The following is a 23,038-nucleotide window of genomic DNA, read 5'->3' as shown; positions in this document are numbered from 1 at the left end:
CCCCTGCCGGTCTATCTTTGCCTCATTTTTGTCGGCAGGTTTACGACCTCCAGGCGCTACACCTCCGCGAGCTTGCCCCTCGCCAGCGCAACTTTGCCGGTCCTGACCAGCTCTTTGATACCGTAAGGCCTCAGGAGGTCTTCGAGCGCCTGTATCTTGTTGGACGTGCCGGTTATCTCGATGGTCAACGTAGACTTGCTGACATCGATGATATTTGCCCTGAAGATATTGGCCGTCTCGACTATCTCCGGGCGCATATTCGGCGGCGCGTTCACTTTTATAAGTACGAGTTCACGCTCGACCGAATCCGCCGGGTCCAAATCGCTTATCTTCAAGACGTTTATCAGCTTGTACAACTGCTTGGTTATCTGCTCGAGCTTGACGTCGTCGGCGTCGACGACGATGGTCATGCGCGAGATATCCGCGTCCTCGGTCGTACCCACCGCTAAGCTGTCGATATTGAAACCGCGCCGGCTGAAGAGGCCGGAGACTCTCGCTAAAACTCCCGGTTTGTTCTCGACGAGAACCGATAGTATATGCTTCATTCTCCTACTCCTCCCCCTCATCCATCATCTGACTTAACGACGCGCCCGGGATACCGCCGAGCATCTCATCGATTGACGCTCCCGGCGCGACCATCGGGAAGACGTTCTCTTCGCGCGCGATCACAAAATCTATAAGAATCGGCTCGCGGTCTTCGATTGCCTGCTTTAAGACCTTCTCGACCTCGGCCGTCTCGGTTACCCGAACTCCCTTTATGCCGTAAGCGTCGGCCAGCTTGACAAAGTCGGGCGTGCCGACGTTCAGGTCGACGTGGGAATATCTTCTATCATAGAAGAGTTCCTGCCACTGGCGAACCATCCCTAAGTAGCCGTTGTTGAGTATCGCGATGATTATCGGCAGCTTGTTGACCGCGACCGTCGCCAGGTCCTGCGAGACCATCTGGAAGCCGCCGTCGCCGTCGATGTCGAAGACGAGCGCGTCGGGGCGCCCCACCTGCGCGCCTATGGCTGCGGGCAGACCGAATCCCATCGTTCCCAGGCCGCCGGACGAAACAAAACTGCGCGGCTTGTTCGCACTGTAGAACTGCGCCGCCCACATCTGGTTTTGACCGACCCCGGTTGCGACTATCGTATCCATCTTTTTAGACAGCTCGCTTATCTTCTCCACGACATACTCGGGGCGTATCTCGCCGTTCTGGTGATAGTGGAGCGGGTACTTCTTCTTCCAGCCCGCTATCATCTCGTGCCACCTCGTCTTGTCCGCGTGCGGCTCACCTATCTTCTTGACCGCCGCCACGAGGTCGCCGAGGACGACCTTCAAGTCGCCGACTATGGGGACGTCGACCGCCACGTTCTTGCCTATCTCGGCGGGGTCGATATCTATGTGGATAATCTTCGCGTGCGGCGCGAAGGTCGAAACCTTGCCGGTAACGCGGTCGTCGAAGCGGACACCGACCGCCAGAATCAAGTCGCTATCCATTATCGCGTAATTCGCGTACCGGGTCCCGTGCATCCCGAGCATCCGCAGAGAGAGCGGGTGCTCATCGGGAAAGGCTCCTTTACCCATAAGCGTCGTCGTTACCGGCACTTGTATCAGTTCCGCCAATTCCTTAAGCTCATCCCAAGCCTGAGACTTGATGATTCCGCCGCCGGCATAGATGATGGGCTTCTCGGCCTTGTTCATCATCTTAGCAGCTTCCCTTATCTGCCTGGCATGCCCTTTGTAGGTCGGCTTGTACCCCGGTATCGTAAAATCGCTCGGGTAGTTAAAATCTATCTCCGTTTTCGCGATATCAACCGGTATATCGATAAGGACCGGACCCGGCCTGCCGGAGACGGCGAGCTGAAACGCCTGCCGGACGATGAGCGGCAGCTGGTTGGCATCCTTTATCAGATAATTGTGTTTAGTAATCGGCAATGTAATGCCGGTTATATCCGCTTCCTGAAATGCGTCGGTTCCGAGCACATGCGTCGCGACCTGTCCCGTAATTACTACTATCGGAACAGAGTCCATAAACGCGTTGGCGATTGCCGTGACGACATTTGTCGCCCCCGGCCCCGAAGTCACAAGACAAACACCCGGTTTTCCGGTAACGCGCGCGTAAGCGTCGGCCGCATGGCCCGCGACCTGCTCGTGCCGCACGAGTATATGCCGAATATTCTTCGCATAATACAGCGCGTCGTAGATGGGCAACACCACCCCGCCGGGATAGCCGAAAATGACATCTACGCCTTCCATCTCCAGACTTTTGATTAATGCTTCCGCTCCTGTTATACGCATTCACATCACCTCCAATTTTTCTATCAGCTGTCAGCGTTAGGCTGACGACTATTCCAAAATCGCCCCTTTAGCGGCGGACGATACCATCCGCGCGTAAAGCGCGAGATATCCCTTCTTCACTTTGAATTCGGGGGCGTTCCAACTGCCCATGCGAGCTTGTAATTCGTCATCAGTAAGTTTGACATCGAGCGCTCTGCCCGGAATATCTATTTCTATCGTGTCGCCCTCTTTGAGGGCCGCTATCGGGCCGCCCTCCTGGGCTTCCGGTGAAACGTGGCCGATAGCGGCACCGCGCGTACCGCCGGAAAAACGACCATCGGTGATGAGCGCGACCTTGTCGTCCAGGCCCATGCCCGCCAAAGCCGACGTCGGCGTGAGCATCTCGCGCATGCCGGGGCCGCCTTTCGGCCCCTCGTAGCGGATGACGATGACGTCCCCCGGGTTTATCCGGTTGCTCAATATCGCATCTGTCGCCTCCGGTTCACCGTCAAAAACGCGCGCCGGACCGGAATGCACCAGCATCCTTTCAGCGACCGCGGCCTGCTTGACCACCGCTCCATCGGGAGCCAGGTTTCCGAAGAGAATCGCGAGCCCGCCCGTCTCTGAATACGGGTCGCTAAGCGGCCTGATAACCGTGTTGTCGAGAACCTCCACGCCGGACAGGTTGTCCGCCAATGGCTTCCCGGTAACCGTCATAACCGTCGTATCCAAATGACCGCCCTTGTTAAGCTCGGCCATTACCGCCATGATTCCGCCCGCCCGGTAGAGGTCCTCGATATGCTGAGTGCCCGCCGGGCTTATCTTGCAAAGGTTAGGCGTCTGTTGGCTTATCTCATCGACCATCTCCAGGTCGAACTCTATATCCGCTTCATGAGCGATGGCCGCCATATGAAGTACCGTGTTGGTCGAACCGCCGAGCGCCATGTCGACCGCGAGCGCGTTCCTAAACGCCTCCTTGGTCAATATCCGATCCGGCTTGATATCGCTCTCCAGCAACCCCATGACCGCCATGCCCGCGTGCTTAGCCAGGCGAATCCGCTCCGAATAGGTCGCGGGGATTGTCCCGTTGCCCGGGAGCCCCAGGCCTATCGCCTCGGTGAGGCAGTTCATCGTGTTAGCGGTAAACATACCCGAGCATGAGCCGCAGGTCGGGCAAGCGCAGCTCTCGTACTCGGCAAGCTCCTCTTCGGTCATCTTGCCCGAGCCGACGGCGCCGACCGCCTCGAAGACGCTGATAAGGTCGATGTCTTTGCCGCGATACTTTCCGGCGAGCATCGGCCCGCCGCTCACGACCACCGACGGAATATTCAACCGGGCGGTTGCCATAAGCATCCCCGGCGTTACCTTGTCGCAACTAGGGATGAGCACCAGCGCGTCGAAACGGTGCGCTTCGACGACCAACTCGACCGAGTCGGCGATTATCTCCCGGCTCGGCAGCGAATACTTCATCCCGGCATGGTTCATAGCGATGCCGTCACAGACGCCTATCGTCGAGAACTCGAACGGGGTGCCGCCGGCGAGGCGAATCCCCGCCTTTACCGCCTCGGCTATCTTGTCCAGGTGAATATGGCCCGGCACAATATCATTGGCGGAGTTAGCAACACCAATAAACGGCCGGCTCATCTCTTCGTCGGTCAACCCGGTCGCCTTCAAGAGCGACCTGTGCGGCGCCCGAATAACTCCTTTTTTAACCTCATCGCTTCTAAGTGCCATAGAACCCTCCGGATGATATTCTGAACTAAAAAACCCCCCATCCCTTATGGGACGAGAGGAATATCTCGCGGTACCACCCAACTTCAGCAAGGTTATTTTCAACCTTACCGCTCTCTGCACCCGTAACGTGGGCAGACGGGTCAAGCTACTCGGCGACGCTCGCTGTTCACATGACCGGCTCAAGGGCGACGTTCGACTTACATCCTATACCGGCTTCCCACCACCCCCGGCTCGCTCTTATAGTAAGAAAGTCTACTACTCCCCGTCATAGCCTCTGTCCTTGTAGGTTTTCTCTTAGTAGATTTACTTGGAGAATATTAGATGGATTATACAGAACGCAAAGGTGGGTGTCAATATACCGTTGGAAACTCGGATGTTACAAGGCGACAATTGAACACAGTTTGCAAATTGCTCTCGATAAGGGCTTGCAACTTCATTTCGAGTGCAAAATTGGACTGCGTTAAGACTGATAATTTTTGATTGGCAATTTCAAAAAGAGACATATTATTTTTCCAAAAAATATTTTGTTATGGAAGGGGCGTGCCAACGCAACCCATCAGCCGCGCCGCTTTTTGGCGTCGGCTGGATGGGTTTGTTAGCCCATTCTTGATTCCCTGACTGCGTCCAGGATGTCTTGGGTCGTTGCTTTGGTTTTAACCCCTGCAACATCAAATGGGGACTTGGTTTTTTGATCTTTTGCCTTTAGAGAAAATACCGAGCCATCCTTTCTTCGAATTTCGATTTCTTCTCTTTGAGCAATCCGTAACAACTTTGAAAGATTCTGACGTGCCTCTGAATAAGTAAATACTTTCATGTCTAATTACTCCAATATGTCGATATTTAATTCGGCAGCCACATGCTTCATACGGTTATCGAGCGTAAGCTTCCGTTACGGTTAGACCCAGAGGCTTTATAACATCTTCTCGTAAAACCTCTCCGGGGTGAGTTGGTTTTCTCATTCTAAACACTCCTCATAAATTTAATGATAATCACGGTAATCTACATCTGTTGCATCTGTGCCGTCAGACCGAAAAATAACTCGCCGGTTGCCGCTAACCCAAACAGACCAATTTTGCCGCCTGTCACCGAGCACTCACACACCCTACAAGCTATCCAAATACTCGGCGACGAGCTTTTCTGTGGCATCGATTTCCGTGCGCCCTATCCTATCGAAGGTATTCTTGGGCGTGTGCCGGCTGTTGTCTTTTCAGACGCGTCGCATGTGGCGTCGGGCGCTTCCGTCTTCAAGCCGGCGCTCTTTAGAAGTACGTAGATGCCGGTGGCCGCTCTCTCGACAACGAGCGATTCTACCACCGCAGGCCCCCACAACCAGCCCAGGCTTAAAATCACGAAAACGAGGCCTAGGATTAAAAGGCCTCGTTTTAAAATCATAGGATGTTGCCCCCCCATGCATACTATCAGCAATCCGTCTTCTGCTAATGCCGCCACTTAAAGCCCGACACTTTAATCGCAGGCCGAACGCTCGCGGCTGACCGCTTCTCTTACGATTGAATCTTGTCGATAATCGCGTCGGCTATCCCCGACGTTCCGGCGGTTCCACCTAAGTCATAAGTTACGTTCTTGCCTTCGGCGATAACGTCGCGCGTCGCGTTAAAGACTTTGTCCGCGGCTTCACGCTCGCCGAGATGCTTGAGCATCAAGACACTCGTCAAAATCAGCGCCGTCGGGTTGACCTTGTTCAGCCCGGCGTATTTGGGCGCGCTGCCGTGGACCGGCTCAAAAACGGCGTATTCTTCGCCGATGTTGGCGCCCGGCGCCATACCGAGGCCGCCCACCAGTCCGGCGCACAAATCGCTTAGGATGTCGCCGTAGAGGTTGGGGCATGCAATCACATCATAGAGTTCAGGCTTTTGGACGAGCTGCATGCACATATTGTCCACGATTCTATCCTCGGTCTCGATATCGGGATAGTCCTCGCCGACCTCGTTCGCCACGCGCAAGAAGAGGCCGTCGGAATATTTCATGATATTGGCCTTGTGGACCGCGGTGACTTTTTTACGCCCTTCCCTCCGGGCATATTCGTAAGCGAAGCGAACGATGCGCTCGCTGCCGCTTACCGAAATCGGCTTGATGCTGATGCCGGCGTCTTCGAAACGGAACTTGCCGCCGCGCTCCTTGATAAAATCGATAAGCTCTATCGCCTCATCGCTTCCTTGTTCAAACTCGATGCCGGCGTAGAGGTCTTCGGTGTTCTCGCGCACGATGACCAAATCGATATCCTCATACCGGCTTTTGACGCCTTTTAAGCTATAGGCCGGGCGCAGGTTCGCGTAGAGGTCGAGCGCTTTCCTGAGCGCGACGTTAACGCTGCGAAAACCCGTGCCGACCGGTGTGGTTATCGGTCCCTTTATCGCGACCTTGTTTCTCTTAACCGACTCGATAACCTGGTCGGGCAAGGGCGTGCCGTATTTATCCATTACATCAGCGCCGGCCTCTTGAATCTCCCAATCGATTTTGACGCCGGTCGAATCGACCACGCGGCGCATCGCCTCGGATATCTCCGGCCCGATACCGTCACCCGGAATCATCGTAATTGTATGCATCATAAGGTCCACCTCTCCTTGTCCGCCTTGTTGCGTAGGGGCGGAGCTTGTCTCCGCCTCATATTATTGCGTAGGGGCGGAGCTTGTCTCCGCCCAAACAACGTTAACCCTCAACCACTAAATCGCAATTTACCAATACATTTTTTTACCAATAACGTCTGATGCGGATTGGTTTTCGAATATAGAGGTCAGAACTCTGCGCATCTTCAAAGCGCACATTTCCTCTCCCGAAAACGACCAGCTAGAGTGACCTGGTATTTTAATTCGCATCAAAGCCTGTTGCGCAAAGTGAAAAAAGACAGTAAAAACCACAATATATGTTGTATTTGCGTTAGTCAGTAATGACAACATATGGATGACGATTGAGTTTATGCAACAGGCTCATCAACGTCAATAATCAACGTCAATATATTAAATTATCGTTTATCCCGCTATATGGATAATCATCGATCGATCCGGCTAATCCTTTTCGAACCGGATTATTAACAATATACGTGGCGATCTCTAAAAGGCTTTCACTGCCCCTAACAATGTGATCGTAACATCCACGTTGCCATACGATACCGGAAATACCATGCATCCAAGCCATTCTGGTTGATTTGCTCTTAAAGCCCTGAACATATCTGCTCACTGGGGTATTACTTAGACCCGGTGATAACAGCAAATGTAAATGATTTGGCATCAAACAATACGTAAATAAATCGAAATTCAAACGATCGATTTCCTCAGATATCGTGTAGCACACGGCTTTATTTAACTCTTCGCCAACAAAAATGGCTCTTTTGTCTTTGCAGCAAATTGTTAAAAAATAGGCATAAGGTTGTGAATAGTCAAATTCGCGTAGCCTTAAGCGTTTTCTTGTAGTAAAATGGCGCCCCTCCATAATTGCAGTCCTTCAATAATGGGCCGAGACAAGCTCGGCCCCTACGCAACAAATCCTACTTCTATGATTGCCGATTAATCCTATTCTTACGCGTCTAGCGCGAAACCGCCGTGCTTGCGAAAGTGCTCGAGAAGGCCGCCGTCGTTGAGTATCTTAATCATGACGTCGGGCAGCGGTTTGGCTTGGATGGTGATGCCTTTGGTGACATTGCGAATCTCGCCCTTGCCGACGTCTACCTCGAGTTCATCGCCCCGGTCGATTTGGGTCGTGTCGCAAATCAGCACCGGCAGGCCGACATTGATGGCGTTGCGGTAGAAGATGCGCGCGAACGACTGGGCGAGCACCGCGCCGACACCGGCTATCTTGATGATAGTCGGGGCGTGCTCGCGGCTCGAGCCAAGCCCGAAGTTCTTGCCCGCCACGACGAAATCACCGGGCTGCACCTTCTGCGCAAACTCCGGGTCGGCGTCTTCGAGGACGTGCTTGGCGAGTTCCGGCAGGTTGGTACGCAAATGAAAGAGCCTGCCCGGCGCGATATGGTCTGTGCTGATGCTATCTCCGAATTTGAATACTTTTCCTTTGATTTGCATGCGATTATCCACTCGTTTCTATTACAATTCTTTAAAAACACATAACTTTTAAATCTAATATCTATGCTCAAATCTAACATCTATGTTCTTAATGGACTCCCTAAGCTAACCCATCACAAACAATTGTTTTCAGGAACCAAATCTACAAGTACTTCCTCGGGTCGGCGATTACGCCCTCTAGAGCGGTCGCCGCGGCCGTCGCCGGCGAACTCAAATAAATAAACGCCTCGGTATTGCCCATGCGACCCTGGAAATTGCGGTTCTGGGTAGCCAAGCATACCTCACCGTCCCCCAAAATGCCGCCATGGACACCGACACAAGCCCCGCAACCGGGATTGACGATAGCGGCGCCCGCCGACGCGAGCTTCGCGAGAATTCCCTCCTCGATCGCCTGGAGGTATACCTCCTTAGAGGCGGGGCAAACGAGCAGCCTGGTATTGGGATTGCGGCTCTTGCCCGCCAGTATCCGGGCGGCGATACGTAAATCCTCAATCCTGCCGTTGGTACAGGTACCGATGAAGACCTGGTCGACCTTGGTCCCTATGACCTCGGAAATCGTCTTCGTGTTGTCTACGGTGTGCGGGCACGATATGGTCGGCTCGAGGTCGGTAACGTCTATCTCGACAACGCGCTCATAGGTCGCGTCGGCGTCGGGCGCGATTTCACGCCACTTGTCCCCGCGACCGCGCTCTTCTAGATATTTCTTGGTCTTCTCATCCGTCTTAAAAAGCCCGGCTTTGGCGCCGGCCTCCACGGCCATATTCGCCAGCGTAAATCTGCCCGACATATCCATCGCGTCTATAGTCGGGCCGCTAAACTCGATCGACTGATAAGTCGCCCCGTCGGCGCCGATCATCCCTATAAAATGAAGCATCAAATCCTTGGGATAGACGCCCTTTTTAAACTCGCCGGTAACGTAGACCTTGATGGTCTCGGGAACCCGCAGCCACGTCTTGCCCGACGCGATACCTATCGCCACGTCGGTCGAGCCCATCCCCGTTGCGAACGCGCCGAGCGCGCCGGCGGTGCAGGTATGCGAATCGGCCCCGATAAGCACCTCGCCCGGGTTTATATAGTCTTCGACCATCCGCTGGTGGCAGACCCCCTCGTCGACATCGGAGAGAATCGCGCCGGTCTTCGCGGCGAAATCGCGGAGTATCTTGTGCGCGTTGGAGAGTTCTTTACGCGGGCTCGGCGCCGCGTGGTCGATAAAGAGAACCGTGCGCTCCGGGTTCGCCGCCTGCTCCATCCCCAACTTCCGCAGCTGTTCCACCGCGAGCGGCCCGGTCCCGTCCTGTACCAGCGCCGCGTCGATGTTGGCGACGACTATATCTCCGGCATAAGCGTCTAAGCCGCTATGCTCGCTCAATATCTTCTCGACAATCGTCTTACTCACAAGCCTCGTACGGCTCCTTTCCATGTTTGCGCAGGTAATCCTGGTAGATGTATACTAGTTCTTTTTCGAACAACGAACGCTTCAGCTCGACCGAGGCGCTCCTTACCGCCGTTAAAACCTCCTGGGCCGCGTCCTGGTCTATCTCTACCCCGAACTCCCTGAACTTCTGAACGATAGAAGCCGAGCCGGAGTGCTTCCCGATAACGAGCTGGCGCTCGAGGCCGACCTCTTCGGGCGCGAACACCTCGTAAGTTTTCGGGTTCTTTATGACGCCATCCGCGTGAATGCCCGATTCGTGGGCGAAGACGTTGGTGCCGACAATCGCTTTCCAAATCGGGATAGTCCGCGCCGACGCCCTCGCGACATACTCGGAGAGTTCGCGGAACATCTCCGTCTTGAAGCCAAGCTCGATATGGCCCAAGTATTTCATCGCCATGATAACCTCTTCGAGCGCCGCGTTCCCCGCGCGCTCACCGAGTCCGTTGACCGTTGTGTTTATCCAGTTCGCACCGGCTTTTACGCCGGCCAAAGCGTTGGCGGTAGCCATTCCGAAATCGTTATGCGTATGCATCTCGACGTCGGTGCCGACCGATTCCTTAAAATCCCTGATTATCTGGAAGGTGCTGAAGGGGTCCATGACGCCGATGGTGTCACAGAACCGGATGCGGTCCGCGCCGGCTTCTTTTGCCGCGTTGCCGAACTCTATAAGAAAACCGATATCGGTCCGGGAGCCGTCCTCGGCGTTGACCGAGACATACAAGCCGTTTTCCTTGGCGAATTTCACGCTCTCCACGACACTATCGACGACCCACGCCCGGTCTTTCTTGAGTTTATGTTTAATGTGGATATCGGAGGTGGCAATCGATATCGCCACGGCATCGACACCGCAATCTATGGAGTGCTGGATATCGGGGATGACCGCCCTGTTCCATCCCAAAATGCTTGAACGCAAACCGAGGCCGGCGATTTCTTTGATGACCGCTTTTTCGTCGCCGCCCATCGCCGGGATTCCGGCCTCTATTTGATGGACACCTATCTCATCCAACAGCTGGGCGATTCTTATCTTCTCATGGTTGGAGAAGACGACTCCCGCCGTTTGCTCGCCGTCACGCAAAGTCGTATCATCTATCCTGATATCTTCAGGGTTGATATGTGAGAACGGGCTTCTTAAATCAAAGTTATCTAACATTAAATCAGCCAACACAATACCTCCACTTTCGGTGCTATAGCAAGATAGAAACTATCTGGGTTCACGATAGAACATAATCGTAGATTACTATTTTAGAGGAAAAATAAGGGTTAAGGCAAGGCAAATCGCTTATTACGCTACGACTAAGTTTATGTTTTAGCTGGAAAAGCTAAAAATTTAACTACAATCTTTCCTTCAGAAGCTTGTTGATAAGCCCCGGGTTGCCGCGCCCTTTGGTCAAGCGCATCGCCTGTCCCACCAAGAAGCCGAATGCGCGCTCCTTGCCGTCGTGAAATTCCCGGACGGCGTCGGGATTTTGCGCGATGACATCGTCTACAATCTTCGCTATCTCATCCTCGCCGCTTATCTGGGTCATGCCCTTCTCTTCGACAATAGCCTTGGGCAGCTTGCCGGTCTTAAACATCTCCGAAAAAATCTCTTTCGCTATCTTGCCGCTAATGGTGCCGTCATCGATCAATTCCACCATCTCGACGAGGTGTGCCGGTTTTATCTCGCTCGCGTCTATCTCGACGTTTTCGGCGTTTAGGTAATAGGTCAAGTCCCCGAGTATCCAGTTGCTAATAATTTTGGCGTCGCCGCCATATAGGGCGGCGGCGGCTTCGAAGAAGTCACCTGTCGCTTTGGTCTCGACGAGGAGGTTCGCGTCGTGCGCGGGCAGGCCGAAATCGCTCATATAGCGCTCCTTGCGCTCATCGGGCAGCTCGGGCAATTCCGCGCGCAACCCCTCGATCCACTCCGGGTCGAACTCCATCGGCACCAGGTCGGGGTCGGGGAAGTAGCGATAATCGTGCGCGTACTCTTTGGTTCTGAGCGTGCTCGTCGTGTTCTTGGTCTCGTCCCAGTGCCGCGTCTCTTGGACTATAGCCTCCCCGTTCTCAAGGGCTTTTGTCTGGCGCTCTATCTCGTATGCGAGCCCACGCTGGAGCGACCGGAACGAATTGAGGTTTTTCAGCTCGGCTTTGACGCCGAACTCCTCCTGTCCAACGGGGCGAAGAGAGATATTGGCGTCGACCCGCATCGAGCCCTGGTCCATATTGCAGTCGGAGACCCCGAGTGAGACGAGAACCGCGCGGAGCTTCTGCGCGTACGCCTTGGCCTCTTCCGGCGTGCGAATATCCGGCTCCGAGACGATCTCCATCAACGGGACTCCCGCCCGGTTGAAATCTACTTGGCTATAGTCCGCGCCCGCTATCCTGCCGGCGCCGCCGATATGGAGAAGCTTGCCGGTGTCCTCTTCGAGGTGAATCCGGGTGACGCCTATCGTCGTCGCGTAATCTTCCATCTCTAAATCGACGTGCCCGTCGATGCAGAGGGGAGTGTCATACTGGGATATCTGGTAGTTCTTAGGCATGTCGGGATAGAAGTAGTTCTTTCGGTGGAACTGGCTGAAAAGGGAGATGTCGCAGAATATCGCCAGACCCGTCCTGATAACATACTCGACCGCTTTTTTGTTCGGAACCGGCAGCGAGCCGGGCATGCCGAGGCAAACCGGGCAGGTCTGCGTATTGGGCGCCTCTCCAAAACGCGTGCCGCAGCCGCAAAACATCTTGCTCTCGGTGTCGAGTTCGACATGTATCTCTAAGCCGATTACGCTTTCAAATTCCATATATTTCACCTATCCCCACAGAAAATATCTTCTAATAATCGCCCGATTAACCGGGCGCAGACTAATCTTTTACAGCAGACGCGAACAAGTCGCTACAGCTCGGGCTTCTCACTCCACCCGAAACTCTGCTCAAAGCTGTAGGCTACCCGCAACATCATCTCTTCGCCGAGCGTCTTCCCTATCACCTGCAGGCCGACCGGGAGGCCGCCTACCGTGCCGCACGGCACCGATATGCCCGGAAGCCCCGCCAGGTTCACCGGTATCGTGCAGATATCGGAGAGATACATCGAGAGCGGGTCGTCGACCTTCTCGCCTATCTTAAACGCCGTCGTCGGCGCGGTCGGCGAGACCAGCACGTCATAATCGGCGAACGCCCGGTTGAAATCGTCCATTATCAACGTCCTCACCTTCTGCGCCTGGCCGTAGTAAGCGTCATAGTACCCCGCGCTCAACGCATAGGTGCCGAGCATTATCCGACGCTTGACCTCATCGCCGAAACCCTCGGCGCGCGTGCGCATATACATATCTATCAAGTCTTCCGCGTCGGGAACGCGATAGCCATAACGCACCCCGTCGAACCTGGCCAAGTTAGAGCCGGCTTCGGCCGGCGCTATAATATAATACGCCGAGAGGGAGTGCTCGATATTGGGGAGGGAAGTCTCGGCGACGACCGCGCCGTTGTCCTCCAGGAGCTTTAGGGCGTTCTCGATCACCGCTCTTATCTTCGGGTCGATCCCCTCCGCCATCAGCTCTTTCGGAACGCCTATCTTTATCCCGTTCAAATCATTGACGAGCGCTTTCGTATAATCGGGCTTGTCTATCTTGACCGAAGTCGAGTCGTTGATGTCATGGCCGATGAGGTGGTTGAGGACAATCGCGCAATCGGTAACATCCTTAGTGAACGGTCCTATCTGGTCGAGAGACGAAGCGAACGCGATAAGGCCGAACCTCGAGACCAGACCATAAGTCGGCTTCATGCCGACTATGCCGCAGAGCGCCGCCGGTTGTCTAATCGACCCCCCGGTATCGGACCCCAGCGAAAATATCGCCTCATCGGCCGCGACGACCGAGGCCGAGCCGCCGCTTGAGCCGCCCGGAACCCGCTCCAAATCCCATGGGTTACGGGTCACGAAAAACCCCGAGTTCTCGGTCGAAGAACCCATCGCGAACTCGTCCATGTTGGTCTTTCCCGTCATCACGATACCTTCGTCGAGCAGGTTTTTGACCGCGGTCGAGGTATAGACGGGGATATAGTTCTCGAGAATCTTCGAGCCGCAGGTCGTGCGAATCCCCTCCGTGCTCATGACGTCTTTGATGGCGGTAGGGATTCCGGCCAGCGGGCCTATCCTCTCACCGCCCGCGATTTTTTTGTCTATTTCATCCGCCTTCGCAAACGCTTCTTCCCGCGTGACGGTTATGTACGATTTGACGCGCTCCTCGACATCGTCGATGCGCGAAAAGACGCTCTCGGCGCAGTCTTTCGCGCTTATCTCTTTTGAGACGAGCCTCTCGTGAAGTTCGTGGATGGTCAGTTTAAAAAGTTCCATGTAGCCTCCGCTTTTGTCCGATTGCATAGTCCCCGGCTTTTGGCCGTTTGGCGGCCCTAGACGATTCTCGGTACGACGAACGCCTGGTCTTCCTGGTGGGGCGCGTTAGCGAGAGCGACTTCCGGCGCCAGGCACCGGCCTACCTTATCCTCGCGCAAAACGTTCTTCAACGGGATGGCGTGCGCCGTAGGCTGGACGTCTTTAGTGTCGAGTTCCGCGATTTTGCCCGCGTGCTCCAGAATAACATCGAGCTGCTTGGCGAATCTTTCGACTTCGGCGTCGCTCAACGCGAGCCTGGCCAACCACGCAACGTGTTTAACATCCTTTTCGCTAATGGCCATATATCGACAACCTCCTGAATTATAAAAGCCCTTACCCTACAGCCGGCGGAACACCACCATAGTATACCACTACGACCGATATCAAGTTATTGAGCGCGTGCAGCATTATGGGCGGGCCCAACGAGTCGCTCCGCTCGTAAAGGTAGGCGAGCGCGAACCCGATGACGGCAATCGGCACCAACAAATACAAGTTAAAATGGGCCAGCGAAAAAAGCACGCCGCTGGCGATTACGGCAACGTTAACGCCCCAGCGCTGCCTGAGCGCCTGGTAGAGAAACCCCCGAAAAAACAGCTCTTCAGCGACCGGGGCGAGCACGGCGACCATCATCGCGGCGATAATAAAACCAGTGGTGCCCGCTCCAAAGGCTTCCGGGATTTGCCGCGCGATGTCTTGAGTCTCCTCGAGCCCGACACGTTCCGCAAGAATGACGTAGAAATAACTTATTATTTTTACCAAGAAGAACCATATCACCACAAGACCGGCGCCCGCAACCAGGTTAAATCGCTTAAAGCCGAGTGCCTTCCAGGTCGCGCCGCGCTTCAATATCGCAAAATACCACACCGCGGCGACCAAAAGCAAATAGCCGACAGCGGTCCCCGCAATGGGAACGACGCCTTTCGGCACCTCGATGACGCGCCCGACCAGAAAGACGAGCGACCCCATCGTTATCATCAAAATAAAAAAGAGCAGAGCATAAGCGACATCGGTAATCGTCCAGGGAACGCTTCTATCATCCATCAATAAGCCCCATAAACTCTTCTTCCGTCAATATCTTTACCCCTAAGGATTTCGCTTTATCATACTTGCCGCCCGCGTCTTCACCCGCGACCACATAGGCGGTCTTCTTGCTCACGCTCGACGACGCCTTCGCGCCCATCGACTTGACTATCGTTTCGGCCTCACTTCTTGTCAGCTTGCTCATAGCGCCGGTAAAGACAAAGGTCTGCCCGGCGAATCTCTGCTCGGGACGAGCGACTACGGACTGCTCCATCTTGACCCCGGCGCGCCGCAACTTCTCGATTACCCGCGCGTTGCGCTCTTCGCCGAAGAACTCGACGATGCTCTCGGCAATCCTCGGCCCTATCTCATCTATCGCGGTCAGCTCTTCGCGGGACGCTCCCGCAAGCGCGGCGACCGAGCCGAAATGCTCCGCCAGCACCTCCGCCCCGCGCGCGCCCACGTGCCTGATACCGAGCGCGAAGAGCAGGCGAGCGAGCGGTCGTCCTTTCGACGCCTCGATGGCGCCGAGCAGGTTATCGGCCGCCTTGTCCGCGAAATGCTCGATAACAAGGAGTTCCTCTTTAGTCAAAGTGTAGATATCCGCCACGTCCTTGATGAGTGATTTATCGAGCAGTTGGCGCGCGACCGATTCCCCCAGCCCGTCGATGTCCATCGCGCCCCGCGAGGCAAAATGCTGGACATGCTCGAAGATGACGGCGGGGCAGTTGATGTTGACGCAACGGGCGACCGCTTCACCCTCCGGGCGGACCACATCGCCGCCGCAGGCCGGGCACGTCGTCGGCATCACAAACTCACGCTCCTTGCCGGTGCGCTTGCTGACAATAGGCGCGACAATCTCGGGAATGACATCGCCCGCTTTATGAATGATGACGGTGTCGCCAATGCGTATGTCTTTACGCTTTATCTCGTCTTCGTTGTGGAGCGTCGCCCGACTGACCGTCGACCCCGCGACGACGACCGGGTCGAGCACCGCGGTCGGCGTCACCGCGCCGGTACGCCCGACGCTGAGCTCGATGGCCCTCAGAACGGTCGTCCGCTGCTCCGCCGGGAACTTATAGGCAATCGCCCAGCGGGGCGCTTTGCTGGTAGAACCTAATATATCTTGCTGCGCAAACGAATCGACCTTGACAACGACCCCGTCGATTTCGAAGGGGAGTGTATGGCGTTGTTCCTGCCAGCTCTCACAAAACTCGTAAGCCTCCTCGATCGAAGCCGCTTTTCCGGAGTGCTTATTAATCCTTAAGCCGGCCTCCCGTAAAAACGCCAACGTCTCCCAGTGGCTGGAGAACGATAAGCCGGAACTAAAACCGAGTGCGTAGACGAGCATGTCGAGATGGCGCTCAGCGGTAACTCCCGGATTCAATTGACGGAGCGAGCCGGCGGCCGCGTTTCTCGGGTTGGCGAAGAGGGGAAGCCCCTCCTCTTCACGCTCTTCGTTTAGTTGCTTGAATTGCCCTTTTGACAGGTACGCCTCCCCGCGCACCTCCAAGACCCCAAGCTCCCCATCTGTCAGCAGGCGCAAGGGGAGCGACTGGATAGTCTTGATGTTGGCCGTAATATCCTCGCCGACCTCACCGTCGCCCCTGGTAGCTCCCGAAACGTAAACACCGTTCTCGTATACGATGGCGACCGCGACACCGTCGATTTTCAGCTCACAGACAAAATCTATCTTATCGGTATCGAGTTCCCGACTTATTCTATTGAAGAACTCCGACAACTCTTCGAACGAGAAGGCGTTAGCGAGGCTGAGCATTTTCGACCTGTGTTTAATGGGCTTGAAAGCTTCGGAAGGTTCGGCCCCGATACGCTGTGTCGGTGAATCGGGCGTGATAAGCTCTGGATGTTGACTCTCGATAGCTTCAAGCTCACGAACTAAAATGTCGTACTCATCATCGGATATTTCGGGAGAGTCTAGCACATAATAGCGATAATTATGATAATTGACCTGTCTTCGCAGCTCTTCAGCGCGTTTCCCGACCGCCTTCTTATCGCTCATTACTCGAAAAGTTCCGGGACCGTGACCAATTCGTATCCCCTGCTCTCGATATCTTCGATAAGGCCGGGCAGCATCTCAGCGGTCTGGCTGCTGCCGCAATGCATAAGCACTATCGCGCCATTGGTAAGCCCCGCGAGTGTCCTATTCCTCACCTGCTCCGGCTTCATCCCCGGCTTCCAGTCGAGGGAATCGACCGTCCAATAAATCGAGGTATAACCCGCCTTTGCGGCGACTCTTAAGACCCGGCCGTCACGGGCGCCGAACGGCGGCCTGAAAATCGGCTTCATGCTCGTCTTCGTCAGTCCCATCAGCAACTCATCGGCCTTACTTAGCTGGTAGACTATCTCGCTATCGGTCTGCTTGGTAAAATCGATATGCGAATACGAATGGTTTCCCACGCTGTGACCCTCGCTTACGATCTTCTTCGTCAGTTCCGCGTTTTCCTCAATCCACGTGCCTATAAGAAAAAACGTTCCTTTGACATTGGCGGCTTTCAGCGCATCTAGAATTCGCGGCGTGGCCTCACTGGCCTCCCCGGCATCGAACGTAAGTGCTATTCGCTTTTTGTCCGCCGGACCCTTAAAAAGCTCTTTTGCGGAGGCTTTTATCGCGGGTTGCCCCGCCGGCGCCGCAACCTCATCCTCAACTTGAGTCTTTGCCGCATCCTCCGGAGGCAACTCCTTTACCGGAACCTTGAGTACCATGCCTATCCGCAGGTTGTTGTTGTCAGCCGAAACACGATTGAGCTTCTTGATCTCCTCGATGGTAGTCGAATACTCTAACGCGATGAGGTAATAACTATCGCCGTCCTTAACCGTGTATTTGATATGATTGGGTTCCGTCATCGTCGTTGTCGTTGTCGTCGAAGGCGGGGGTGCGTAGACCGCCGCGGCGACTTTTACGGGTTTTTCAGCGACACGTTTCGGCTCCGAACCAACCAAAATGAGTTTTGCCAGGCCATAGATTCCATAGCCAATCAGGCTTACCGCAAAAATGACAACGGCGAGGGCTACCGCAATGCGCTTGTAGTTCCATCTGACGCCTACGCGCCGTTGGGGCCTGCTTGTCTCAGAAGTTCCGATATCTTCCAAAGAGCCTCCCTCCCATGCCGATCACAGCGGGTTATGTCCTTCAAATACCGCTTGGGTTCGAGCCTTGATTAATCGCATGCTTCCACATAAGCTTTGGCGCCATAGACTAAGCGTTTACCCTAAGTGACACCTTTGATTCGCACAGCGCTTGCCGGGCTTATCGATCAACCGGTCTGTGGCTGCTAGTTCTTATTATAGGCATTGGTGTGAGCAATATACCAGTCCATTAAGGGACGAATAATAAGTACTTTCCTGAAATGCTATAGCGTAATATTGGAGAAAGGAACTGCCCCGCGGATGCGACGATGTCTACCTCAAGTAATGCTTAAGCCATGCGAAAGAGGGCTGCGGTTGTCAAATCGGCGCAAATTCGAATTTTCCCCAGCCGCCGAGTCCGTCGCCGATCACGATTATTACACCTTCGACACCGGGAACGGTCTGCGCGAAATCAATCGCTCTTCCAATATCTTCCTTCGTGCGCACCATATTGCCGACACGCGTGGCAACCGCGTCTGCGAGCGCAACGTCAGCCGAGAAAACGACGGCGGCGTCCGCCCTGCCGAAACTGATCGAGTGCCCTACGCTCCCGGATGAGGTGCAAATCCCCAGCGGAGTATCTTCGGCCTTGACGGAGACGGCTAAGCGATTACTCAAAGGAGACTCGCCCGCGTAGATACCCATCTTGCGGTCTTTATTCGACTTGATAAAGATGTCTCCACCGTTTTCTACGATAACCTCATCCGCGTGCTCCAGAAGCGCGCGACCGACATATTCGGAGATCGCTCCCGCAACCGCCGCCATCGGACCGACACCGGCGGCCTTTGCCGCGTCAGCCATAGATTGGACGATGTCGGGCGCATTCGCGGGAACCTCTACCGGAGTAAAGCTTGTCTTGAAAACCGGAAACCGCTCGATGAACTCTTCGATTAAGGCACGATAATAAACGACTAACTCATGCGCCGTCGCCGACAAATCGTCGGTGGCGCAGATCAGTAAGTCGGTCTCTTCGACTCTTACCTCGAAAGGAACGAGTCCCCCGGCTGCCATCTGATCGCGGTAGAATCGCGGCTCGTACACAGAACACCTCGCATAGAAGACTACTAAGCGTAGCCTAGCATATTTATTGGCTATATCGCCATCGAACGCACGGGGTCGGAAAGGAATGTCTCTGTAATCGAAAATGGAAAGAGGGCCGGTTTTCACCGACCCTCTTTCCATTTTCGCAGCTACTTATCGGGCGTTGAACTTACTCGATCTCCGGCTTTACCACCGGAACCATCATCTATCTCCGCTCTTACCGTTCCAACGACACTCTGCGCATCATCCGCCAGCGCCTTAAGCCCCTCAGAATACTTCGACGCCTCGGCTTGCGCTTTTTTCGCAAACGCCGCACTCTTGTCGATATCTTCCTTGGTCTCGGTCACTTTTGTCTGTATGACCTCGATATCTTTCTTGGTCTTGCTATATGCGCTCATAACTCGGTCATAGGCCTTGACCGCCTTCTCGTAAGCTGCTTGCACTCCCTGCTGCTCTTCTTTAAACTCAGCAGAAACTTGCGGGAAAAGACTTAGCACGGCTATGATTATGATAGCCGGCTTTAAAAACAGCCTTAGCATTAACACTCCTTTTTAGAGCCGAAGCTCTGTAAAACCAACACTTGCATTGAGGAGGCAGTTGCGAGCCTTGCGGCATACGGACCAACCCGCATGATATAAACTCGCATCCTGCATGCACCACTGTTAATGCTCCCTAGATTAGCCTGCCGCCAAAAATATTATAGTGTTCTTGAAAAAGCTTATAGTGCACACCTCCCGACCATAAATTCCGGCAGAATCAGCATGGAACAATATTAAGTTTTCAGAGACCCATGAGTTTTTTTGTTATAGCGAAGTTTTTGATGAGTAGAGTGCGGTAAGGATTGCGTAAATTAGATGATTCGTCTTTACTTTCGTGTAAGTTCTATTATTGTATCGGTCGGACTGCGGTAAACTTTAGGCGTAAAACTCGGCTGGCAGGGCTTGAGAATCGAGGTCGTGGAGGCGACTTACCACTGCGATTATTCTTCCCGTAACTCCCGTAACAACGTCCCCTCTTGGCTGATATCGCTCAACACACTGTGCGCTTCCTTGAGTTCGAGATGCGCGTCCCTTATCAGCTTCATTCCCTCCTGGCCGTCCACGGGAATACTCTCAAAATAAGGCTTGGCATCCTCGTTTTTCTTCTTCGCTATATCGATGTGATCTTTAAAATCGCTTAAGAGTCCCTCGAGTCGGCGTGTATCTCTTCCCCGCGACTTAAGCGTGACGACCATCTCGCTCACTTTTGACGAAGCACTTTCAGAACGGGCTATCATAGCCCCAAGCTTTTCATGCAAAATCAAGCCCGCCATGCGCTTAGACACACCGCGATAATTCCGCCAATGCTCACGAAATCTCTTCGCGATTTCTCGCAACTCATCGACGCTCTTTGCGTTTTTAATATCGGTCCGGGTCCGAAGCAACCACTCGGAATCCTGGTTGATCTCAGCCAGCATAGCCGAACGCTTATCCTCGGGGATTCCGTTTACCTGCTCTATTCTCACTTTCAGAACATCGAGATATCTAATAGCGGATTGGTCGGCGTGGAGCATGAAGGTCTTTGCTTTCTCAAGCAGGCGCTGCCGGGTTTTGCTCTCTGTACCGTCCAGCCCTTCTTTCGCGGTGCCGTAGGAGTCTCGCGCATTCTTGTATCCGGTAAAAGCATCGCTGAACGCACTCTTCTCTTTGCCGAACCGACCTTCGGCAATCTCGGCACTGTCGGACATCGCGCTCGTCATCTGAGCCTGACCGAGGCCGAACGCACACAATGTGAAGACTATCGTCAACGCTCTCAGGTACACAGTAATATCTCCATGCGTCTAGTTAAAATCCGTCGAGTTCACGATCGATTTCCGCGACCGCTGCTTCAACCCCAAAATTCTCAAAATCCGCTATATCCTCACTAAAAGCCTCCAGCTCTTCCTGTAATTGGAGAACGTCTTCGCCGAGGGCGTCCGCGTCGGCTGCCCCCATTGACGCGCCGCGTTCATCGGGTGCGCCGGCCTGCTGCGAAGTTCGTACGGGGTTCGAGTTTGCGGCTTTAAAGGGGTCTCTCTCGTCAGAATCCTTCCGGCATCCGATAAGCAGCCCGGACAGTATCGAGCATATAAGGAGTATGCTGCAGAGTTTGCGCATCGTTACCTCCGCCCACTATGCGAGTGGATCATCTATAGAAAAGGCGCGGAAAGCCATATCTTGCGCTTGGCGGCAAACCTAGTATGCGCCTAAGTCACATAATCGCACAAAAGACGAGCGGCGGCAAATTCTTTTAAGGATTAGGTTTATGTTCCGACACTCTAATAGAACCGAAGCGCCCCGTAGATGTGGTACATGGTTAGCGCCATATATAAAAGGAGTATAAAGATGCCGGTCTCTAAGACTAACCGGTATCTTCGCAAGAACCAGATGAACGCGGTTATAATCAAACCCACCGCTATCTTAAACGCGCCGGCGGCTTCAGAACCGATCGTAAACAAACGGTCCATCACCGGATTAGCTTCAGAATGACCCGCGGACAAAGCCTTTAAGGTAAAAGTAAAATCGGCGATGTTTAAGAGATTGAAGAGTATCAAGAGGAGTATCACCGCATAAAGATTTTCGCGTAAATGAAAAGCGCCTTTTCCAAAAACCTGAGAGTAGAATCCTCTCCCGCCATGGTTTTGCCGACGGTCAAAACCATGGCGGCGCTCCCAAAGCTTCAGGCTTACGGCTCTCTTCCGACGACTGGATCTCCTTCGATTCGGTCCGAAATCGGCGCAACCGTCACAGGGCATCTCGCAACCGGTTCTTACATCTTTGCCGACATAGCAGATACGCTTATCCAAGTGCAAAACCCCACAAAAGTTATTTCGCCCCACGTTAATATTTTAAGCCCGCAAACGACAAAAACATTAACGCGCCTTGATTGCTATCGGCTCAAAACTCCGCTGAATTGACAAGAATCGGGGTCGCAGTAGCCGACACTCCCAAACGTTCGACAAATGTACTCGTCGGAAGCTCCTTCGAGGTTGACGTTGAAGCGCGCTCTCATCAGCGATACAATCAAGTCCAGCGTTATGAGTACCACCCTCTTGCAACACCGGCACCTGCTCGTATCGTCCGCAAGATGCTCTATCGCTTGCGCCACAACCCTCATGGTCGTGCCGTCATTTTGTTCGGTCGAGCCTCGCACGGCGCTGAAAACCGTCTGGAAAGCAACGCCTACCGCGGCCGCCATGCCACACACACCCGTGCTATGGACAAACTTCGGATTCGACTGCTCTTTCGTAGATTCGAGAGCCGCTAGTATCTCTTCGTCACTCAAGCTTATCGAGCCCTCATTCTTAACGGCGACCAATAGAGCGGCTGTAAAGATCCACGCGTGGTCGCAAGAGTGCTTCTCCAGGGTGGGGTGGGACATCAAAAATTGAGCGATATCGAAGGGATTCCGGGAGCCGCTCACCCTTATAACCTCTTCGAGCACACTCGATAACGGCATATGCTGACAGGTGCGACAGACAAAATGTCCTTCTGGGCACCAAACCCTCGCCCGATGCTCTTCTCCGCAAAAATAGCAGTTTAAAATAACGTCTTCATCAAGGTACTCGAGGTTTTCAGCACATAGCGCGCACCTCTTTTCGGGAAATACTCGCGCCTCCGGGTTCGCTTCCGCAACGAGCAATAGCCCTAAATCCGAATGCTCTCCATCGGTAGTCGAACCTTGTACCGTCGCGGAACGCCGTTCTTTCGAGGACGCGCCGGACGCGACCTCTGGCTGCCTGCTATTTGCCTCGGATAGGTCTCCACCGGAACCTATTTCCACACATCAGCCGTGGTAGTAGCTTCCTTTTGGTTCCGCATCAAACATGCTTTACCTCTTGATAATTTATCAACTAAATATTAACACCTCTAGCGATTTATTTCCATCCCTATTTCCCTAGCGGTCTAATATGGTTTAAACCTATCTCGTGCGGTTATCATGCATTACTATCGTCGTTTTATAAATAGACTTCAATTCGAA

Annotated in this window: 22 protein-coding genes and 1 other annotated feature; all 22 genes read right to left on the bottom strand. The window is 54.0% G+C overall.

What is annotated here, in order from left to right; all coding sequences use genetic code 11:
• Window positions 1-56: 56 nt before the first annotated feature.
• Window positions 57-545 carry an acetolactate synthase small subunit gene (gene ilvN, locus KGZ93_11480; GenBank protein MBS3910220.1) on the bottom strand — a complete coding sequence of 163 codons (489 nt, stop codon included), beginning with the start codon at window positions 543-545 and terminating at the stop codon, window positions 57-59.
• A gap of 4 nt (window positions 546-549) precedes the next feature.
• A complete protein-coding gene (gene ilvB, locus KGZ93_11475; GenBank protein MBS3910219.1) occupies window positions 550-2,283 on the bottom strand; it encodes a biosynthetic-type acetolactate synthase large subunit in 1,734 nt (577 codons plus the stop codon).
• 48 nt (window positions 2,284-2,331) lie between these two features.
• Entirely contained in the window at window positions 2,332-3,996 is a 1,665-nt protein-coding gene (ilvD, locus tag KGZ93_11470; protein MBS3910218.1) for a dihydroxy-acid dehydratase, read from the bottom strand.
• Window positions 3,997-4,040: 44 nt separating this feature from the next.
• Window positions 4,041-4,274 (bottom strand) — a binding site (T-box leader).
• 317 nt (window positions 4,275-4,591) lie between these two features.
• The gene (locus tag KGZ93_11465) at window positions 4,592-4,810 is read right to left on the bottom strand and encodes a type II toxin-antitoxin system Phd/YefM family antitoxin (protein ID MBS3910217.1); all 219 of its coding nucleotides are present in this window, start codon (window positions 4,808-4,810) and stop codon (window positions 4,592-4,594) included.
• Between the two features lie 347 nt (window positions 4,811-5,157).
• Window positions 5,158-5,388 (bottom strand): hypothetical protein, encoded by a 231-nt coding sequence (locus tag KGZ93_11460; protein ID MBS3910216.1) that lies wholly within the window; start codon window positions 5,386-5,388, stop codon window positions 5,158-5,160.
• A 110-nt stretch (window positions 5,389-5,498) separates the two neighbouring features.
• Window positions 5,499-6,563 (bottom strand): isocitrate/isopropylmalate dehydrogenase family protein, encoded by a 1,065-nt coding sequence (locus tag KGZ93_11455; GenBank protein ID MBS3910215.1) that lies wholly within the window; start codon window positions 6,561-6,563, stop codon window positions 5,499-5,501.
• Window positions 6,564-6,963: 400 nt separating this feature from the next.
• Window positions 6,964-7,443, bottom strand: a complete 480-nt coding sequence (locus KGZ93_11450; protein MBS3910214.1) for a transposase — start codon at window positions 7,441-7,443, stop codon at window positions 6,964-6,966.
• An 86-nt stretch (window positions 7,444-7,529) separates the two neighbouring features.
• A complete protein-coding gene (locus tag KGZ93_11445) occupies window positions 7,530-8,033 on the bottom strand; it encodes a 3-isopropylmalate dehydratase small subunit (GenBank protein ID MBS3910213.1) in 504 nt (167 codons plus the stop codon).
• Between the two features lie 142 nt (window positions 8,034-8,175).
• Window positions 8,176-9,429: a 3-isopropylmalate dehydratase large subunit gene (locus KGZ93_11440; GenBank protein ID MBS3910212.1), complete on the bottom strand. Its 1,254-nt coding sequence runs from the start codon at window positions 9,427-9,429 to the stop codon at window positions 8,176-8,178.
• Window positions 9,422-10,618: a homocitrate synthase gene (gene nifV, locus KGZ93_11435; GenBank protein ID MBS3910211.1), complete on the bottom strand. Its 1,197-nt coding sequence runs from the start codon at window positions 10,616-10,618 to the stop codon at window positions 9,422-9,424. Before nifV ends, KGZ93_11440 begins: the two co-directional genes overlap by 8 nt.
• Window positions 10,619-10,799: 181 nt before the next feature.
• Window positions 10,800-12,245: an Asp-tRNA(Asn)/Glu-tRNA(Gln) amidotransferase subunit GatB gene (gatB, locus tag KGZ93_11430; GenBank protein ID MBS3910210.1), complete on the bottom strand. Its 1,446-nt coding sequence runs from the start codon at window positions 12,243-12,245 to the stop codon at window positions 10,800-10,802.
• Between the two features lie 92 nt (window positions 12,246-12,337).
• A complete protein-coding gene (gatA, locus tag KGZ93_11425) occupies window positions 12,338-13,792 on the bottom strand; it encodes an Asp-tRNA(Asn)/Glu-tRNA(Gln) amidotransferase subunit GatA (GenBank protein ID MBS3910209.1) in 1,455 nt (484 codons plus the stop codon).
• A gap of 56 nt (window positions 13,793-13,848) precedes the next feature.
• Window positions 13,849-14,133 (bottom strand): Asp-tRNA(Asn)/Glu-tRNA(Gln) amidotransferase subunit GatC, encoded by a 285-nt coding sequence (gene gatC, locus KGZ93_11420; protein MBS3910208.1) that lies wholly within the window; start codon window positions 14,131-14,133, stop codon window positions 13,849-13,851.
• Window positions 14,134-14,164: 31 nt separating this feature from the next.
• Entirely contained in the window at window positions 14,165-14,872 is a 708-nt protein-coding gene (locus tag KGZ93_11415) for a CPBP family intramembrane metalloprotease (GenBank protein ID MBS3910207.1), read from the bottom strand.
• On the bottom strand, window positions 14,865-16,871 hold the full coding sequence (ligA, locus tag KGZ93_11410; protein MBS3910206.1) for an NAD-dependent DNA ligase LigA: 2,007 nt from the start codon (window positions 16,869-16,871) through the stop codon (window positions 14,865-14,867). Before ligA ends, KGZ93_11415 begins: the two co-directional genes overlap by 8 nt.
• Window positions 16,871-17,962, bottom strand: a complete 1,092-nt coding sequence (locus KGZ93_11405; protein ID MBS3910205.1) for a polysaccharide deacetylase family protein — start codon at window positions 17,960-17,962, stop codon at window positions 16,871-16,873. The genes ligA and KGZ93_11405 overlap by 1 nt, the downstream gene beginning before the upstream one ends.
• Window positions 17,963-18,316: 354 nt before the next feature.
• Window positions 18,317-19,039, bottom strand: a complete 723-nt coding sequence (locus KGZ93_11400; GenBank protein ID MBS3910204.1) for a UPF0280 family protein — start codon at window positions 19,037-19,039, stop codon at window positions 18,317-18,319.
• A gap of 149 nt (window positions 19,040-19,188) precedes the next feature.
• Entirely contained in the window at window positions 19,189-19,578 is a 390-nt protein-coding gene (locus KGZ93_11395) for a hypothetical protein (GenBank protein ID MBS3910203.1), read from the bottom strand.
• A gap of 440 nt (window positions 19,579-20,018) precedes the next feature.
• Window positions 20,019-20,840, bottom strand: coding sequence for a hypothetical protein (locus KGZ93_11390; GenBank protein MBS3910202.1), 822 nt, complete (start codon window positions 20,838-20,840; stop codon window positions 20,019-20,021).
• A gap of 22 nt (window positions 20,841-20,862) precedes the next feature.
• Window positions 20,863-21,174, bottom strand: coding sequence for a hypothetical protein (locus KGZ93_11385; GenBank protein ID MBS3910201.1), 312 nt, complete (start codon window positions 21,172-21,174; stop codon window positions 20,863-20,865).
• A gap of 161 nt (window positions 21,175-21,335) precedes the next feature.
• Entirely contained in the window at window positions 21,336-21,863 is a 528-nt protein-coding gene (locus KGZ93_11380) for a hypothetical protein (GenBank protein MBS3910200.1), read from the bottom strand.
• A gap of 83 nt (window positions 21,864-21,946) precedes the next feature.
• Window positions 21,947-22,840 (bottom strand): hypothetical protein, encoded by an 894-nt coding sequence (locus KGZ93_11375; GenBank protein ID MBS3910199.1) that lies wholly within the window; start codon window positions 22,838-22,840, stop codon window positions 21,947-21,949.
• Window positions 22,841-23,038: the final 198 nt, after the last annotated feature.

It is taken from the genome of Actinomycetota bacterium, from assembly GCA_018333515.1.
Taxonomy (GTDB): Bacteria; Actinomycetota; Aquicultoria; order Aquicultorales; family Aquicultoraceae; genus Aquicultor.
This window is presented reverse-complemented; position numbering and strand designations above follow the sequence as displayed.

What these genes read in the sequence shown, in the direction of transcription:
- ilvN (MBS3910220.1), bottom strand. Translation starts at nt 545, where the DNA reads ATGAAGCATATACTATCGGTTCTCGTCGAGAACAAACCGGGAGTTTTA.
- ilvB (MBS3910219.1), bottom strand. Translation starts at nt 2,283, where the DNA reads ATGCGTATAACAGGAGCGGAAGCATTAATCAAAAGTCTGGAGATGGAA.
- ilvD (MBS3910218.1), bottom strand. Translation starts at nt 3,996, where the DNA reads ATGGCACTTAGAAGCGATGAGGTTAAAAAAGGAGTTATTCGGGCGCCG.
- KGZ93_11465 (MBS3910217.1), bottom strand. Translation starts at nt 4,810, where the DNA reads ATGAAAGTATTTACTTATTCAGAGGCACGTCAGAATCTTTCAAAGTTG.
- KGZ93_11460 (MBS3910216.1), bottom strand. Translation starts at nt 5,388, where the DNA reads ATGATTTTAAAACGAGGCCTTTTAATCCTAGGCCTCGTTTTCGTGATT.
- KGZ93_11455 (MBS3910215.1), bottom strand. Translation starts at nt 6,563, where the DNA reads ATGATGCATACAATTACGATGATTCCGGGTGACGGTATCGGGCCGGAG.
- KGZ93_11450 (MBS3910214.1), bottom strand. Translation starts at nt 7,443, where the DNA reads ATGGAGGGGCGCCATTTTACTACAAGAAAACGCTTAAGGCTACGCGAA.
- KGZ93_11445 (MBS3910213.1), bottom strand. Translation starts at nt 8,033, where the DNA reads ATGCAAATCAAAGGAAAAGTATTCAAATTCGGAGATAGCATCAGCACA.
- nifV (MBS3910211.1), bottom strand. Translation starts at nt 10,618, where the DNA reads ATGTTAGATAACTTTGATTTAAGAAGCCCGTTCTCACATATCAACCCT.
- gatB (MBS3910210.1), bottom strand. Translation starts at nt 12,245, where the DNA reads ATGGAATTTGAAAGCGTAATCGGCTTAGAGATACATGTCGAACTCGAC.
- gatA (MBS3910209.1), bottom strand. Translation starts at nt 13,792, where the DNA reads ATGGAACTTTTTAAACTGACCATCCACGAACTTCACGAGAGGCTCGTC.
- gatC (MBS3910208.1), bottom strand. Translation starts at nt 14,133, where the DNA reads ATGGCCATTAGCGAAAAGGATGTTAAACACGTTGCGTGGTTGGCCAGG.
- KGZ93_11415 (MBS3910207.1), bottom strand. Translation starts at nt 14,872, where the DNA reads ATGGATGATAGAAGCGTTCCCTGGACGATTACCGATGTCGCTTATGCT.
- ligA (MBS3910206.1), bottom strand. Translation starts at nt 16,871, where the DNA reads ATGAGCGATAAGAAGGCGGTCGGGAAACGCGCTGAAGAGCTGCGAAGA.
- KGZ93_11395 (MBS3910203.1), bottom strand. Translation starts at nt 19,578, where the DNA reads ATGCTAAGGCTGTTTTTAAAGCCGGCTATCATAATCATAGCCGTGCTA.
- KGZ93_11385 (MBS3910201.1), bottom strand. Translation starts at nt 21,174, where the DNA reads ATGCGCAAACTCTGCAGCATACTCCTTATATGCTCGATACTGTCCGGG.